This window comes from Micromonospora palomenae (assembly GCF_007829925.1).
GTDB classification, from domain to species: Bacteria; Actinomycetota; Actinomycetes; order Mycobacteriales; family Micromonosporaceae; genus Micromonospora; species Micromonospora purpureochromogenes.
Genome location: NZ_VIXA01000002.1, coordinates 905,984 through 920,183, shown reverse-complemented (window position 1 = coordinate 920,183; position 14,200 = coordinate 905,984). Strand labels below are relative to the sequence as shown.

Annotated in this window: 17 protein-coding genes; 9 read left to right on the top strand and 8 right to left on the bottom strand. The window is 71.5% G+C overall.

The window, feature by feature from the left end:
• Positions 1 to 134 precede the first annotated feature (134 nt).
• Together FHX75_RS15330 and FHX75_RS15325 are read left to right on the top strand one after the other, a co-directional pair.
• Complete coding sequence (locus FHX75_RS15330; protein ID WP_154940565.1) at positions 135 to 2,492, top strand: glycoside hydrolase family 65 protein; 2,358 nt, start codon at positions 135 to 137, stop codon at positions 2,490 to 2,492.
• 10 nt (positions 2,493 to 2,502) lie between these two features.
• Positions 2,503 to 2,988 carry a GNAT family N-acetyltransferase gene (locus tag FHX75_RS15325; RefSeq protein ID WP_154940563.1) on the top strand — a complete coding sequence of 162 codons (486 nt, stop codon included), beginning with the start codon at positions 2,503 to 2,505 and terminating at the stop codon, positions 2,986 to 2,988.
• Here the strand turns inward: FHX75_RS15325 and FHX75_RS15320 are convergent.
• From FHX75_RS15320 to FHX75_RS15305, 4 genes are all read right to left on the bottom strand, one after another.
• Entirely contained in the window at positions 2,969 to 3,439 is a 471-nt protein-coding gene (locus FHX75_RS15320; protein ID WP_154940561.1) for a hypothetical protein, read from the bottom strand. The genes FHX75_RS15325 and FHX75_RS15320 overlap by 20 nt on opposite strands.
• A 410-nt stretch (positions 3,440 to 3,849) precedes the next feature.
• Complete coding sequence (locus FHX75_RS15315; RefSeq protein WP_211364473.1) at positions 3,850 to 4,443, bottom strand: FHA domain-containing protein; 594 nt, start codon at positions 4,441 to 4,443, stop codon at positions 3,850 to 3,852.
• The gene (locus FHX75_RS15310) at positions 4,440 to 6,254 is read right to left on the bottom strand and encodes a serine/threonine-protein kinase (protein ID WP_154940560.1); all 1,815 of its coding nucleotides are present in this window, start codon (positions 6,252 to 6,254) and stop codon (positions 4,440 to 4,442) included. Before FHX75_RS15310 ends, FHX75_RS15315 begins: the two co-directional genes overlap by 4 nt.
• 197 nt (positions 6,255 to 6,451) lie before the next feature.
• Positions 6,452 to 6,880: a hypothetical protein gene (locus FHX75_RS15305; RefSeq protein ID WP_154940559.1), complete on the bottom strand. Its 429-nt coding sequence runs from the start codon at positions 6,878 to 6,880 to the stop codon at positions 6,452 to 6,454.
• Positions 6,881 to 7,079: 199 nt separating this feature from the next.
• Here FHX75_RS15305 and FHX75_RS15300 point away from each other — a divergent pair, with 199 nt between their 5' ends.
• Entirely contained in the window at positions 7,080 to 7,331 is a 252-nt protein-coding gene (locus tag FHX75_RS15300) for a hypothetical protein (RefSeq protein ID WP_154940557.1), read from the top strand.
• Between the two features lie 123 nt (positions 7,332 to 7,454).
• A complete protein-coding gene (locus FHX75_RS15295) occupies positions 7,455 to 7,634 on the top strand; it encodes a hypothetical protein (RefSeq protein WP_154940556.1) in 180 nt (59 codons plus the stop codon).
• 48 nt (positions 7,635 to 7,682) lie between these two features.
• Here FHX75_RS15295 and FHX75_RS15290 read toward each other — a convergent pair whose 3' ends face one another.
• Both FHX75_RS15290 and FHX75_RS15285 read right to left on the bottom strand, forming a co-directional pair.
• Positions 7,683 to 8,090: a hypothetical protein gene (locus FHX75_RS15290; protein WP_154941979.1), complete on the bottom strand. Its 408-nt coding sequence runs from the start codon at positions 8,088 to 8,090 to the stop codon at positions 7,683 to 7,685.
• A 42-nt stretch (positions 8,091 to 8,132) separates the two neighbouring features.
• A complete protein-coding gene (locus tag FHX75_RS15285; RefSeq protein ID WP_154940554.1) occupies positions 8,133 to 8,666 on the bottom strand; it encodes a DoxX family protein in 534 nt (177 codons plus the stop codon).
• Positions 8,667 to 8,747: 81 nt separating this feature from the next.
• Between FHX75_RS15285 and FHX75_RS15280 the strand changes: the two genes are divergently transcribed.
• On the top strand, positions 8,748 to 9,374 hold the full coding sequence (locus tag FHX75_RS15280; protein WP_154940552.1) for a MerR family transcriptional regulator: 627 nt from the start codon (positions 8,748 to 8,750) through the stop codon (positions 9,372 to 9,374).
• A gap of 148 nt (positions 9,375 to 9,522) precedes the next feature.
• On the opposite strand, the gene FHX75_RS15275 is transcribed toward FHX75_RS15280, so the two are convergent.
• Together FHX75_RS15275 and FHX75_RS15270 are read right to left on the bottom strand one after the other, a co-directional pair.
• The gene (locus FHX75_RS15275; protein WP_154940550.1) at positions 9,523 to 9,951 is read right to left on the bottom strand and encodes a PPOX class F420-dependent oxidoreductase; all 429 of its coding nucleotides are present in this window, start codon (positions 9,949 to 9,951) and stop codon (positions 9,523 to 9,525) included.
• Between the two features lie 70 nt (positions 9,952 to 10,021).
• Positions 10,022 to 10,471: a hypothetical protein gene (locus tag FHX75_RS15270; protein WP_154940548.1), complete on the bottom strand. Its 450-nt coding sequence runs from the start codon at positions 10,469 to 10,471 to the stop codon at positions 10,022 to 10,024.
• Between the two features lie 493 nt (positions 10,472 to 10,964).
• Between FHX75_RS15270 and FHX75_RS15265 the strand changes: the two genes are divergently transcribed.
• The 4 genes from FHX75_RS15265 to FHX75_RS15250 all read left to right on the top strand — a co-directional run bounded on the left by FHX75_RS15265 (position 10,965) and on the right by FHX75_RS15250 (position 13,691).
• The gene (locus FHX75_RS15265; RefSeq protein ID WP_154940547.1) at positions 10,965 to 11,249 is read left to right on the top strand and encodes a hypothetical protein; all 285 of its coding nucleotides are present in this window, start codon (positions 10,965 to 10,967) and stop codon (positions 11,247 to 11,249) included.
• A complete protein-coding gene (locus FHX75_RS30790) occupies positions 11,227 to 12,054 on the top strand; it encodes an SMI1/KNR4 family protein (RefSeq protein WP_154940545.1) in 828 nt (275 codons plus the stop codon). The genes FHX75_RS15265 and FHX75_RS30790 overlap by 23 nt, the downstream gene beginning before the upstream one ends.
• Before the next feature lie 316 nt (positions 12,055 to 12,370).
• On the top strand, positions 12,371 to 12,979 hold the full coding sequence (locus FHX75_RS15255; RefSeq protein WP_154940543.1) for a class I SAM-dependent methyltransferase: 609 nt from the start codon (positions 12,371 to 12,373) through the stop codon (positions 12,977 to 12,979).
• Between the two features lie 421 nt (positions 12,980 to 13,400).
• Complete coding sequence (locus tag FHX75_RS15250; protein ID WP_154940541.1) at positions 13,401 to 13,691, top strand: hypothetical protein; 291 nt, start codon at positions 13,401 to 13,403, stop codon at positions 13,689 to 13,691.
• Positions 13,692 to 14,200 lie beyond the last annotated feature (509 nt).

Below are 14,200 nucleotides of genomic sequence, written 5' to 3'. Positions count from 1 at the left end.
CTTGGGCAGACGGTACGAATCACGGAGGCGGCCGGCACCGTGCGATGGTGAGGGTTTGGCCCTGACCTTCGTCTCAGCGACTTCACAGCCCAGGGCGGATTGGTCGGCCGCGGACCACGGGTAACGGGAGTTCCGTGCGTAGTGACGAGAACTGGCTGGTGCGGCGTACCGCGGCCGACAGCGACCGGCTCGGCGAGACCGAGTCGGTCTTCGCGCTCAGCAACGGCTGGGTGGGCTGGCGCGGCACGCTGGACGAGGGCGAGCCGTACGGGATGTCCGGCAGCTACCTCAACGGCTTCCACGAGCAGCGCGAACTCAGCTACCCGGAGGACGGGTACGCCTTCCCGCAGCGCAGCGACACCGTGGTCAGCGCGCCCAACGCCGCCCTGATCCGACTCTGGGTGGGCGGCGACGCGCTGGACCTGCGCACCGGAACGCTGCGCGCCCACGAGCGGGTGCTCGACCTGCGCGCCGGCGTGGTGCGCCGGGACACCGAGTGGATCTCGCCGGGCGGGCACGGGGTCCGCGTCCGCAGCACCCGGCTGGTGTCGTTGCCCCGGCACCCGATCGCCGCCGTCCGCTACGAGGTCGAGCCGCTGGGCGACGCGCCGGTCGAACTCCGGCTCTGCTCGGACGTGCAGGCCAACGAGCGGGTGCCGGAGCGCCCCGACGACCCCCGGGCCGCCTCGGTGATCCGCGACCCGCTGAACGCCGAGGCCCACCGCTGCGACGGCGGCTCGGGCGTGCTGGTGCACCGCACCGACCGCAGCGCCCAGCGGGTCGCGGTCGCGGTCACCCACGAGTCCGAGATGCCGGAGGGCTTCGCCACCTCCGACGACTGCACCGCCGACCGCCTCCGGATGTGCGTCGAGGGCCGGCTGCGCCCCGGCCAGCGGCTGCGGATCACCAAGTACGCCGCGCACGAGTGCACGCCCGTCGACGGTATGGCGGCGAACGACCTGGCCGACCTGGTCGTCGCCGAGGCCGACGCCGCCCGGGAGCACGGCTTCGACGCCCTCCTCGCCGACCAGCGGACCGCCCTCGACGGGCACTGGCAGACCGCCGACGTGGAGCTCGACGGCGACCCCGAGCTTCAGCAGGCCATCCGGTTCGCGGTCTTCCACCTGCTCCAGGCCGGCCGGGCCGAGGGCGACCGGACCATTCCGGCGAAGGGGCTGACCGGCAACGGCTACGACGGGCACGTCCTCTGGGACACCGAGGGCTACGTGCTGCCGGTGCTGACGTACCTGGCGCCGGAGGTGACCCGGTCGGCGCTGCGCTGGCGGCACGCCCACCTGCCCGAGGCCCGGGAGCGCGCCGCCGAGCTGCGGCTGCCCGGCGCGACCTTCCCGTGGCGGACCATCAGCGGCCGGGAGTGCTCCGGCTACTGGCCCGCCGGCACCGCCGCCCTGCACGTCAACGCCGACATCGCCGACGCGGTGCTGCGCTACGTCGCGGCCACCGGGGACGACGACCTGTTCGCCGGGGTCGGGCTGGAGCTGCTGGTGGCCACGGCCCGGCTCTGGCACGGTTTCGGGTACTGGTCGGACGAGGGCGCCTTCCACATCACCGGCGTCACCGGCCCGGACGAGTACGCCGCCCTGGTCGACGACAACCTCTTCACCAACGCGATGGCCCGGCGCAACCTGCTCGGCGCCGCCGACGCCGCCGAACGGCACCCCGGGCGCGCCGAGGAACTGGGCGTCAGCCCGGCTGAGATCGCCGGCTGGCGGGCCGCCGCCGACGCGATCCACCTCCCGTACGACCGCAAGCGGGGCGTGCACCAGCAGGCGGCCGGCTTCACCGAGCAGCCCGAGTGGGACTTCGCCGCGCTGACCGAGGACGACTACCCGCTGCTGCTGCACTTTCCCTACCTGGAGCTCTACCGCAAGCAGGTGGTCAAGCAGGCCGACCTGGTGCTGGCCATGCAGCGCTGCCCCGGCGAGTTCACCGCCGAGGAGAAGCGGCGCAACTTCGCCTACTACCAGGCCCGGACCGTCCGCGACTCGTCGCTCTCCGCCGCCTCGCAGGCGGTGCTCGCCGCCGAGATCGGGCACCTGGACCTGGCGTACGACCTGTTCGCCGAGGCGGCGCTGCACGACCTGGCGGACCTGGGGGACAAGACCAGCGACGGGCTGCACCTGGCCGCGCTGGCCGGCGCCTGGACGGCGGTGGTGGAGGGCTTCGGCGGGCTGCGCGACCAGCGGGGCGAGCTGTCCTTCGACCCCCGGCTGCCGGCCCGGCTCGACCGGCTGGCCTTCGGCCTGCGCTGGCGCGGGCAGCGGCTGCGGGTCACCCTCACCCGGGACGAGACCCGCTACGAGTTGCCCGACGCCGCCCCGGAGGTCGAGGTCACGCTCCGGCACGCCGGGGAGCCGGTGACCGTCACCGGTCAGACGGCGGTGACCCGGCCCATGCCGCCGGTGCCGGACCCGGGCCCCGAGCCGCCCTCCCCGCCCGGCCGGCGTCCCGCCCGCCGCTCAGCCGGCTAGGGTGGCGCGGGTGCCCGTACTCCAGCGCCTGGCGCCCGACCACGCTCCCGCGCTGCTGGAGTTCGAGCGGGAGAACCGGACGTACTTCGCCCGCAGCGTGCCCGACCGGGGTGACGACTACTTCGCGCAGTTCGACGCCCGGCACGCGGCGCTGCTCGCCGAGCAGGAGACCGGCCGATGCCACTTCCACCTCCTGGTCGACGACGACGGCGAGGTGCTGGGCCGGTTCAACCTCGTCGACGTCGCCGACGGCGAGGCCGACCTGGGCTACCGGGTCGCCGAACGGGCCGCCGGGCGCGGCCTGGCCACCGCCGGTGTACGGCAGGTCTGCGACCTGGCCCGCGAGGCGTACGGGCTGGTCCGGCTGACCGCATCGGCGACGCTGGAGAACGCCGGCTCGCTGACGGTGCTACGCCGGGCCGGTTTCACGCCGGTCGGCGAGGTGCTGCTCGACGGCCAACCCGGGCTGCGTCACGTCAGGAAGCTGGCCGGCTGACCCCGTTCGCCATCCGCTCCCGCACCGCCTCCAGCGCCTCGAAGGCGTACGCCCAGTTGTGGCACTTGAAGCTGCGCAGACCCTCGATCGGGGTGTGGCAGTCGACGCAGTGCACCCCGGCGATGCCGTCCGGCACCTCGGTGTTGACGTACTTGCGGTCGCCGAGGATGACGATGGCGATCATCGCCTTGTCGTGCACGCCCTTCAGCGCCGAGGAGATGATGTCCAACCAGGTCTGCCGGCGGCCGCACTTCGGACAGTCCGGCTCGTCGCCGCTGACCCAGAGCGGTGCCCCGATGCTCGTCGGCGGCATCCCGAGCAGCTTCTCGATCCGGCGCACGTCGTGTTCCGGAGTGACCCACCGGTGCTGTCCGGGCAGCGCGGCGGGCGAGTCGTACACGGCTCGGAACAGGACCGGATCGACCTCGACGGTCTCCCGCTGACGGGTCATCGCGTACCTCCTCGGCGACGGTCGTGCCCCCGTCGTACGGCAGCCGCCGGCGCACCGCAGCCGGATCACCGACACGACGGGTCAGCGTAGCGTCGCTGCGGGTGCTGGACAGGCAGGCGCGACGTCGCCGAGCGAGGGAGCTTCCCACCTCACCTCCGACGGCGCGCCGCCGCTGATTCGCCCCCGGCGGAAACCCTCCCCGTTCGGACACCTGTCGGCGGGCCGCCCGGCCTGGTGTGATTCCTGGCGGGCGCTGTCGGCCACGTCCTCCGGCCCGGCGCCCGGCGCACCGGGGGAGGCGTGCGCCGGCGACCTCGGCGGACCCTTCGCGGGGGCCCGACACGCCTGGAGGAAACAGGGGGGTGTGCCCTCCGGGCCGCGTGGGACGTGGTCCGGAGGGCACGCGTACGTCAGCCGGGCAGCCCCGCCGCTCCCCGGCGCACCGCTTCGCCGGCCAGCCGGGACCGGCGCCGCTCGTCGTTGGTGACCAGCCCGAACTTGTCGTACAGGTTGGTCAGGTGCTTCTTCACGGCGCTCTCGCTGACGCCGAGCGCGGTGGCCAGCACCCGCACGGTGGGCGGCTCGGGGAAGGGGGTGCCGCCCTCGACGTACGGGCGGCAGAGCACCTCGACCAGCTCCTGCTCCCGCCGGGTCAGCGCCGGGGGCGCCGGCGGGGGCTCGACGCCCACCGTCCGGGTGCCGGTGAGTTCCGCCGGCGCGCGGAACAGCAGCCGGGCCGGGCCGATCTCCACCCGGTCGCCGTCGCGCAGCAGCCGAGCCTCCCGCACCGCGGCGCCGTTGACGGTGGTGCCGTTGGTGCTGCCCAGGTCGCGGATCGTCCAGCCGGACGGGAACCGTTCCACCAGGGCGTGCAGCCGGGAGACCAGTTTGCTGTCGATGGGCAGCTCGTTGCCGGGCGCCCGGCCGATGGTCAACGCGTCGGTGGTCAGCGGCACCAGCCGGACCGCGCCCACCCCGTGGACCTCGAGGTATCCGGCGGTCACCGGTCGCACCAGGGCTCGGTGGTCGCGGTGGTGGCCACCTGCGACCGGTCGGCGGTGACCGTCGCCGTCGCCGTGGTGCACCGCCCCGCCGACGGGTACGGCTCGGTCCACAGCTCGTACGGCTGCCCGACCGCGCGCTGCCGGGCGGGCGTGGGCCGGTCGGCGTGTACCCCCAGGTCGACGGTCCAGGTGCCGCCGCCGGTGGCCGCGTTGTCCCGGTACTGCTTCCACACCCAGACGTACGCCATCGTGGCCCGGCAGCTCGGCGACCAGTACTGCTTGACGGAGATCGCCCGCAGCCCGCCCGCGTGCCCGTACGCGGACGCGCCGACCTGGTAGGCGTCGGCGTAGCAGGGGCCGGGCGGCGCGTCGTCCCGGCTGGCGGACCGGGGTCGGCCGGTGCCGACGACCGGGGTGGCGAGCCGCCGGCCGTCCACGGTCAGCTCGAGCGACGCCCGGATCGGCCCGGCGGCGCGCGGGACGGCGACCAGCCGCACCGCGCACCGGTCGCCCGGCGCGAGCGGTCGGGTGGTGCACCCGTCCGCGACGATCCGCAGCTCGCTCCGGGACGGCCCGGTCAGCGTCAGCCCGGTCAACCGCACCGGCCGGTCGGCGCGGTTGCCGACCGCCACCACCTGCTCGGGCGACTCGGCGTTGAGTTCCAGCTCGCCGAAGGGCACCTGGGCCGGCAGTTCCACCGGGGCGGGCGTGGGCAGCGCCCGCGACCCGCCGGCGGCCAGCGCCGTCGCCAGGGCGACGAGCAGCCCGAGCGAGCGGGTCAGCGTGTGCCGGCGTACCCGCGACGGCCGGCGCGTGACGGTGGCCGACAGCGCCAGCGCGGCCCGGCGGCGGTCGGACAGCGACAGGGGCGCGGCCTCGCCGGCGGGATGCGGCGGCCACGGCCCGGCGGGGTCACCACCCGGGCTGCCGAGGACGAACGGACTCACCGGCAGGCCCGTCGCCACCTGCGCCGCCCGCAGCTCCTCGGCGAACGCGGCGGCGGTCGCGGGCCGCCGCGCCGGATCCTTGGCCAGCGCGCGCTCCAACGCCGCACACACCCCGTCGGGTACGCCGAGCGGGCGCAGGTCCGGCACCGGGTCGACGGCGATCCGGCACAGCAGCGACTCCACCGACTCGCCGTCGGCGGGCGCGAAGGGTGGGGCGCCGCGAATCCAGTGCAGCACGGTCGAGGCGAGCGCGTAGACGTCGGCGGGCACCGACGGGGGCTCGCCGCGCAGCACCTCCGGCGCGGCGTGCAGCACGCTCGCGGTCACCCTCCCGTCCGCGCCGGTCGGGCGGGCCGAGCGGGGCCGGGCCTGCCCGAAGTCGGCCAGCTTCGGCTCGCCGTACCCGGAGATCAGGATGTTCTCGGGTTTGACGTCGCGGTGCAGCACGCCCGCGCGGTGCGCGGTCTCCAGCGCGCCGGCCACCGCGATGCCACCGGCGACCGCCTCGCGCCAGTCGCCGGCCGCGCCGCCGCGCAGCCGGTCACCCAGCGAGCCGCCCTCCTCGTACGCCATCAGCAGGTACGGATTGCCGGCGGCGGTGCGGCCGGCCTGGTGCAGCGTGACGATGTGCGGGTGGTCGGAGAGCCGGCCCAGCATCCGCAGCTCCCGCTCGAAGCGGGCGCGGGACGGGCCGTGCCAGTCGGCGGCGAGCACCTTGACCGCCACCCAGCGGGCGAAGTCGGGCTGCCAGGCGCGGTAGACGACGCCGAAGCCGCCCCGCCCCACCTCGACGGCGTCGGTGCAGCCGTCGACCCCGAGGGCGGTGCCCGGGCCGTGCGTCACCGACTGCTCGCTGTGGACCATCGCCGCTGAATGCTACCGATGGGTCGCCAACGCGGTGTCGGCCGTTCGCACTGCCGGACACTTCCCCGTGGTGGGGCGCCCCGGCGGTGGTGTTCCTTTCGGGTTCTGTCTCTCCGTGGGGCGGCGCCCCGGGTGCGGTCCGGAACGCCGGACGGGCCCGCCGGCTGTCTCCGGCGGGCCGCGTCGTGGATCAGTGGTCAGCAGACGGTGCTGGTCGAACCACCCGTGCTGTTGAGGTAGCCCGTCACGTGGGTGCAGTACGACGCCGTGTTGGCGGGGGCGCCCCACAGTTCGGCGCGGGTGGTGTTGCTCAGCCGGCCCACGCCGTAGTCGCTGCCGCTGTCCGACTCGTTGATCACGTGGACGTAGAGGTCCCAGTTCGAGTGGGTGGCGCGGTACTGCTCCCAGACGTAGATGTAGGCGTAGTTGTAGCCGCAGCCGTAGTACTGCTTGACCGAGGCCGCCTGCATGCCACCGACGGTGAGCACCCGGGTGGTGCCGATCTGGCGGACGCTGGAGCAGCTCGACGGCGTGCTGGCCAGCGCCGGCGACGCGTCGACCAGTGCGACGGCGCCGGCGGCGAGGATCGCGCCCGTGGCGGCGAGGGAACGGCGGAGGATCGACATGTCAGCCCTGCTCTCTCTGGTGATCTTTCGCCGCTGAGAAAACCAGGGGCCGGGCGTCGCCGACAGGTGACGAAGCGGCGACCATTTCCTCCCCCTACGGCGGGTGACGCCTCCACATCGTCTGCCGCTCGGCAGCGCCGGTGATCCTGGCTGCGGTCAGGGCCCCGCTCTGCTTGACATCCGAGCCGACACTCGGGCCATGGACGACCGCTACCGGCAGTTGCCGCCCCGGATCGAGCCGCGCTACGAGACCCAGCCGGTGTCGGAGCCGCCGCCGCTGCCGGCGGTGGAGGAGACGGTCGGGCTGACGGCGGCGGGGCAGGTCCAGGACATCTCGCGGTTCGCCGAGGGCATGACCCGGTCCGGACCGACGCGGGGCAACGGGGCGGTGCTCGCGGTCCTGATCGTGCTGGCCGTGCTCGTCATCGTTTCCGCTCTGTGGCTCGGCTGAGCGGTGCCGTCGTCCCGGCCGCCGGACCTGCGCGCCATCTCGGTTTCAGGATCCGCGACACCAGCTCTACGCACCTTCGACTGCCTCGGCGGGGACAATGGGACTCGACGAGGGGGGTCGGTGATGAGTGAGAACCGAGAAGGCAATGACCGGGCAGCGGACGAGGAGTTCGAAGCCCGGCGACACGACAGGTTCGGCAAGCTGCCGGCCCGGGTCGAGCGGGAGGAGCAGGTCGAGACGAAAGACACCGAGCCTGCGCACGAGGAGCCGGAGGAGCCTCCGGTGCGCCGGGAGTGGGGGTAGGAGTGGTAGCCGGAATCCGGCTACCCGAATTCTCACACCGGGTTCTCGTCAGGCGGTCAGCAGACCGACGCCGAGGCTGATCACACCCGCGGTCAGGGAGAGCGCGCCGATCCACAGCACCCAGACGAATCTGTTGGGTCCGGTGGCGTTCCTGCCGGCGGAAGCGGCGAAGAATCCGGCGGGCATCAGGATCGCGGCGACGGGCAATCCCAACCGGGCGATCCACAGCATGGCGCCGGTGAGGCTCGTGGCGTCCACATAGAGCAGGCCGACCAGGCTCAGGATCACCAGTACGCCGGCATGGCCGTGCCCGGCGCGCGCGAAGGACCGCTGGAAGTCGGTCATCGGCACGGCGCCCCGGGCGATTCGGGTCATGAACCAGCCGCCGACCTCGATGGTGACGATGGTGAGGAGAACCACCCCGGCAATCATGCGGGACTCGGTACTGAGGGCCATGGTCTGCACGGAAAACTCCTTTCTGATCAGCTTGACGAGGGGCTATCGGGCGACGGTCGCTGATCTTGCGACGCCGGAGCGCGGCAGGCGCAGGACGCGTCGGGCCACCGTGCTGTCGGCCGATCGGGCCACCCACACAGCGATGGCGATGTAGAGGACCTGCTGGGGGATTCGCAGCCACAGCGGAGTCGGCTCATCCCCGTTGAACGGCACATCGTTGACGGCGGCGTAGACGTTCGCCGGAAGCAGGAGCACGTAGAGCGCGGCAAGGCTGATCCCGGCCGCCCAGCGGGTTGCGGTCAACACCAGGCCCACGGCGCCCAGCAGCTCCAGCACGCCGGTCAGGTAGACCATCGCATCGGCGAACGGCACGACTGGCGGCACCATCCGGACCAGGTCGGCGTGGTTCGGCATCACGGTGACGCTCGGCGGCACGAAGTGCGCGGACGCGGTGACGACGAGCATGACCGCCATCGCGTGTGCCGCGCTGGCCGCCCAGGTGGCGAACCGGCGTACACCGAGCGCACCCAGTAGGCGGAAGCCCAGCAGGGCCATCACCAGAATCACTTCCAGCATGGTCTTCTCTCTCGATGGATAGTGCAGCTATCTGCTTATGGATAGTGCTACTCTCCATCAGGGGAGAGGGGAAGTCAAGGGATGCGCATCGCGGAGCTGAGTCGGCGGTCAGGGGTTGCGGTACCGACGATCAAGTACTACCTGCGGGAGGGCCTGCTGCCGCCCGGCGAGCTGACCAGCCCCAACCAGGCCAGCTACGACGAGCATCACCTGAATCGACTTCGCCTGACCCGGGCCATGATCGACCTGGCCCAGGTTCCCGTGGCCCGAGTCAGAGCCGTGCTGGAAGCGCTCGATTCCGACACCCTGTCCCTGCACGAACGGATCGGGGTGGTGCACCGGGCCATCACCCCGAGTCGGCAACTGACCGCAGGCGACAGCGCACGCACGGCCGCCGCTGTGCAGGTGCAGGAACTCATCCAACGGCGAGGCTGGGCCGTCGAGCCGGACTCACCTGCGATCGCCACCCTGGTCGAAACCATCAGCGTCCTGCGATCGCTCGGCCAGGATCACCTGGTCGACCTCCTGGACCCCTACGCGGAGGCGGTGGAGCGATTCACCGAACTGGAGGTCGCTGCGGTCGCCTCCCGGACCGATCCCGACCAGGTCGCCGAGAGCGTGGTGATCGGAACCATCCTCGGCGAGAACCTCCTCGCGTCGCTGCGACTGCTGGCCCAGGAGAACATCTCGTCCCGGCGCCTGAAGTAGGCAGCCGGTCGGACCACGGCACGAGGATGAGGGCCGACAGGCGCAGCGAGGCGGGAACCCGGGCGACGGCTACCACGCCGCGCTGTCGTGACGTGTCGGCCACAGGCGGCATGTTCGATGCTTCCTCGCTGCTTCCGCCGGCGGTCGCTCAGTCGGAGATGCCGGTCTGCCCGACGACCTTCTCCACGGTCAGGCGCACCAGCAGCTCGCCCGGCACGGCGTTGCGCGTTCCGTATGTCTCGGCCAGGTCCGGCCCCATGTAGCGCTCGGCGATCCGGGTCGCCCACCGCCGCATCTCGGGCAGGTCCTCGGTGATCGTCGCGCGCCCCCGCAGCGTCACGAACGCGTACGGCGGTTTTTCGTCGTCGACGCACAGCACGGCCCTGCCGTCGCGGGCGAGGTTGCGGCCCTTCACCGAGGTCCTGCCGGTGTTGAACAGCACGTCGTCGCCGTCGAGTACGAACCACACCGGGACGACGTGCGGCGAGCCGTCGGCCCGTGTCGTCGCGAGCTTGCCGGTGCGGGTGCCGTACGAGACGAACTGCTGCCACTGCCCGTCGATCATCGACTTCGCCATGCGGCCATTATGGTGCCGTCCGGCGTCGCAACCATCGCGGACTGCTGCTGCCTGGCACCTCGCTCGGCCCTTAGCGGCGGCAGCGCCACACCAGCGGCCGGTGCACCTGGTTCTCGTAGACGGCACCGACCACGGTCAGGCCGTCGTCGCTGATCCCGTTGGCCGTGTACGTGCCCGCCTCGGTCGCCCGGACCTCGGGCCGACCCGGCAACCGGCGGGACGTGCCGTCCGGGGCGACGACCAGCGGCGCACCGTCGCCGACCAGCACGTCACCGTTGCCGGCGATCCCGGTCGTCCCCGGGAACGGCAGCAGGCTCACCGCCCCGGTCGTGAGATTCCAACGTAACGGCAGCATCTGCACGGCACCGCCCTGCTGGACGCCGGGAACCATGCCGATCGCCCACTCGCCGTGCGCCGAGTCGACCGAGGCGCGCGGGTAGCCGTCGGGCACCGCCAGCGCCGGCCACTGACTTAGCGGCCCACTGAATCCGGCGTACAGGTCGAGTCGTCCGTCGCCCACCTGGCCAGCCGCTCTCACATCGCGGCTGACCTGGTGTTTCTTCGGCGTCTCTGGTCGCCGCTTGGCGGCCCAGCAACGGCCCAGACGGGCGGGCGAATCCGCGGTGGGCGGTGACGATCGCATCGAGCCAGCGGGCGGCCATCTGGACAACGTCGGACCACGGAGCCAAGCCGTTCCGCGTACCGTCTGCCAGGTGAACTGGCGCTCACCGAGACCGGCCGTCATAGCGGCAGCGCTCGGTGCTGCCTTCGTGCTCTCTGCCGCAGTCTCGCTCACCGCGCCGATCTTGGTCCGGAGCAGTCATGGTGGCAGCACTGCGGCAGAACCGGCCGCCCCCCGATACATCACCTGTTTCCAACCCCCGCAACCGACCGGAGCGGTGCCCGATCCATGCTGGGACCTCGCCGTCACGGCTGGCCGGAGCACGCCGAGCCAAGCGGCGAGGGAGGCCGCCCGACTCGCCGCCGTTGAACTCCGAACGGAGTTGTCGGCCGTGGTGGATCGACAGCCGTCGGCCTGCGTGACGACTACGGCCGGCGGTCCCGGGCCATGTAGTCGCGACAACATCGACGCCGGCGAGCTGCGGAACGCGCTGAACCGTGTGGGTCTGGTCGACCATGTCGTACGGCCCGCGCGGTCCGACGACATCACCGAGGGCAAGGGGCTCGTGTTCGCCGCGCGGGTTGAAGGTGCCTGCGTGCTCGGCTACGTGCTTTCCTCGCGCGAGACGGCCGGCGTAGCGGGGACGCTGCCCGATGGCACGTGCTTGTCCGTCTGAGCAGTCTCGACGCCGATGGGCCGCAACTGTCATATGTCGGTGCGATCGGATGAAAGGCACCCTGAGATCACGCCGGCCACGGCCAACAGCTCCGAGAACCGCAGAGGGAGTTGGTGGTTTGCTACTGACACTCGGCGTTGAACTGTCGCCGCTCCGGGGCAGGTGGCCTGGTTCGGCGATCGGAAGGGTGATCATGGCGGGTGCAAATCGTGCGGCGGTCGCGGCGGCCGCGATAGGTCGCATTGACACGTGGCAACAACAGCACGCGCCTCGGGCCCGCGCGGCTCTACGACCGCCGGCGTCTGAGCCCGACCTCGTGGCAGCGCAGGAGGCGGTCGGCCAGCCACTGCCGCCGGACCTGCGGGCCTGGTGGTTGTACGCCGACGGGGCGCATTTTGGCCTTCAGGCCGACGGCGGATGGCTTATCCCGCCAGGCTTCGTGCCTTACCCGATCGCTGAAGCGTTGAAGAGTCGCCGCTTGTGGATGGACGTCGCTCGGGAGGTCGCACCGCTCGACCAGTGGGACGACTTTGTGAATTCGGAGAACGGTCGCCCGGCCGGAACGGTTTGCGAGACCTGGCTGCCTGCCTGGTTGCCCGTCGCCACGAACCACGGCGGCGGGAATCTATTCGTGGACCTGCGCGGCGGCCCAAAAAACGGCTGCCTGATGGAGTTCTATCGGGACGCTGGCGCATTGGCCCAGCCAGCATGGGCAGACGTGGCGGACATGCTTGACGACATTGCCGACCGACTGGAGGAAAACGAGGCGGAACTCGATGACTTAGGTCGGATCGGCTGGCCGTGATGCCACCATCGCCCAGCTGCGATCTCGCAGCCTCGAGATGCCTCGCCATCCCGTGTGCCGTCGACCCGCCCTTCTGGGGAGCGGGCCGCCGCCCGTCCCGCCACGTCAAGACGCCTTGAGGCACGTTCGGACGCTGGCGGGTCGGGCGTTGGTCTGCTCGGCTTCCCCGGGTCGAGGGCAGACGGAATGGCCCGCCCAACCAACCCACGGACGGCGACCCGCCGGCGCGCCGGATGCGGGCACCGCGAGAATCGACGCGCGTCCCCGCGCTGGCCGCGGCCTGCTCTGCCAGTCCGAGAGCCCGTACAGTCGCGTGGTGAAACTGGAGCAGGTCCGGCAGGCATATGCGTCCGTCGCGGAGCTCTACATCGAGCTGTTCGGTACAAGCCAGCAGGTACACGCCGACGACCTCGCCTTCATCGGGCGGCATCTGGCGGGCCGGCCCGGCACGGTGCTCGATCTGGGCTGTGGGCCTGGCCATATCACCGATCACCTTCGCTCGCTGGGCGTCGACGCAACGGGAATCGACATAGTCCCCGAGTTCATCGCCCATGCGCAGGCAGCCCACCCGAGCGGTAGCTACCAACTCGGGTCGATGGAAAATCTCGCCGTTGCCGACCACTCCATCGCCGGCATCCTGGCCTGGGGCTCGTTGATCCATCTGCCGCCGCACGATCTCGACGGCGTGCTCGCTGAGTTCCGGCGAGTAATGGCCCCGGCCGGAACGTTGGTGCTTGGTCTCTTCGTAGGTGACGAGGTCGCCGCCTTCGACCACAAGGTCGTGACCGCCTATCGCTGGCCCGTTGACGAGTTCTCCGAGCGACTGGCGCGAGCCGGCTTCACGGAAGTTGAGCGCCTGCAGCGGCCCAGCGAAGGCACTCATCGGCCACACGCCGCCATCGCGGCAATCGCGACCGAAGGGTGAGCTGAGTCGGCGAGCCGCCGTGCACTCACCTGCGGATCACGCTGGAGACCTTCGTTTACTGGCTGCCGAAGTAGGACCGCCCGTGCGGCGTCGTCGGCCAGCCCTTACGCCAGGCCGCCCGACAAGCGGCCCGGCGCTCCCGCTGGCCACGATCACAGCTAGTTTGTGCCCTGGTTGCGCCCGGTGATCTCTTCGCGGCGTCCTCGGAGTTCAGAGGCGGTAGATGGTGGGCCGCCAGGGACTCGAACCCTGAACCTATGGATTGCCGGCGAGGGGGTCGCCCACGGTCCCGTACGGAGGTGGGGAGCCTCGTCCGGCCGGTCTGGGGTTCCAACGGTCCGGCTCGTTGCTGTACTTCCGTGCTGTATGGCGATAGCCCTTGGCCCGGGGTTGCCTTGGCGGCCTCTGCGACAGTGGTGGCATGGACAACCGGTTCCGCCGGCTGCCGCCGCGGATCGAACCTCGGTACGAGACACACGACGTCTCCGATCCGCCGCCGTTGCCCGAGGTGGAGGAAACGAGCTGGTTGACGCCGGCTGGGGAGATAGCGGGTTTCGAGCGGTTGGCCTCCGCCGTTGCCCGCAACTCCGACCGGACCGGCTCGGAACCGGTGCGGCAGCGACGGCGTGGCCGAGCGCTAGTGATCCTCTACATTGCCCTGACTCTGGGCATAATCGTCGTGAGCTTCGTCCTGCGCGCCCGCGTCCATTGATCAATCTCCGGGAGCTCGACGTCCTCGGTCGTCTGCAAGCCCTCCGCCTCTCTACTGGGAAGGACCCCCGTCGGGGGGAGGCGGGCACAGGCTGTCGACCGGTGAGGTCGGGTGCCAAACAAAGCTGCATCTCGCCTGGTGCCAGCGGTTGAATGGCGCGGCTTCGCAGCCTTGGCCGCAGCGTTCGCTGCTTCCTTGCTGCCTCTACCTCTACCTCTACCGGTACCGGGCCATCGTCACACCCGGCGCTCCTGCTAGACGGAGTCGACGAAGGACTCAGCCTCAGCTGGGCCAACGTTGCGCTCGCAACGGACTGCAAAGATCGCTTCCTTGCGACGTCCGCTGACCCTAAGATCCCGCACTCGGCTGACCAAATCAGGCCCACCGGGCAGTGGGAAATCCGGTAGGACCTCTCCGAATCGAAGACGCGACGCCGCCGCCTTGGCTTCGGATCGATCAAGCTGAGCTTGCTTCCGCAGCACGCGCACGGCCCGGCGGAAGCTGCCTGA

Excerpts from the sequence above, each read along its gene's own strand:
- FHX75_RS15320 (WP_154940561.1), bottom strand. The coding sequence starts at position 3,439 with ATGACCCGTCAGCGGGAGACCGTCGAGGTCGATCCGGTCCTGTTCCGA.
- FHX75_RS15310 (WP_154940560.1), bottom strand. The coding sequence starts at position 6,254 with ATGGTCCACAGCGAGCAGTCGGTGACGCACGGCCCGGGCACCGCCCTC.
- FHX75_RS15305 (WP_154940559.1), bottom strand. The coding sequence starts at position 6,880 with ATGTCGATCCTCCGCCGTTCCCTCGCCGCCACGGGCGCGATCCTCGCC.
- FHX75_RS15300 (WP_154940557.1), top strand. The coding sequence starts at position 7,080 with ATGGACGACCGCTACCGGCAGTTGCCGCCCCGGATCGAGCCGCGCTAC.
- FHX75_RS15295 (WP_154940556.1), top strand. The coding sequence starts at position 7,455 with ATGAGTGAGAACCGAGAAGGCAATGACCGGGCAGCGGACGAGGAGTTC.
- FHX75_RS15290 (WP_154941979.1), bottom strand. The coding sequence starts at position 8,090 with ATGGCCCTCAGTACCGAGTCCCGCATGATTGCCGGGGTGGTTCTCCTC.
- FHX75_RS15285 (WP_154940554.1), bottom strand. The coding sequence starts at position 8,666 with ATGCTGGAAGTGATTCTGGTGATGGCCCTGCTGGGCTTCCGCCTACTG.
- FHX75_RS15280 (WP_154940552.1), top strand. The coding sequence starts at position 8,748 with ATGCGCATCGCGGAGCTGAGTCGGCGGTCAGGGGTTGCGGTACCGACG.
- FHX75_RS15275 (WP_154940550.1), bottom strand. The coding sequence starts at position 9,951 with ATGGCGAAGTCGATGATCGACGGGCAGTGGCAGCAGTTCGTCTCGTAC.
- FHX75_RS30790 (WP_154940545.1), top strand. The coding sequence starts at position 11,227 with ATGGCACGTGCTTGTCCGTCTGAGCAGTCTCGACGCCGATGGGCCGCA.
- FHX75_RS15250 (WP_154940541.1), top strand. The coding sequence starts at position 13,401 with ATGGACAACCGGTTCCGCCGGCTGCCGCCGCGGATCGAACCTCGGTAC.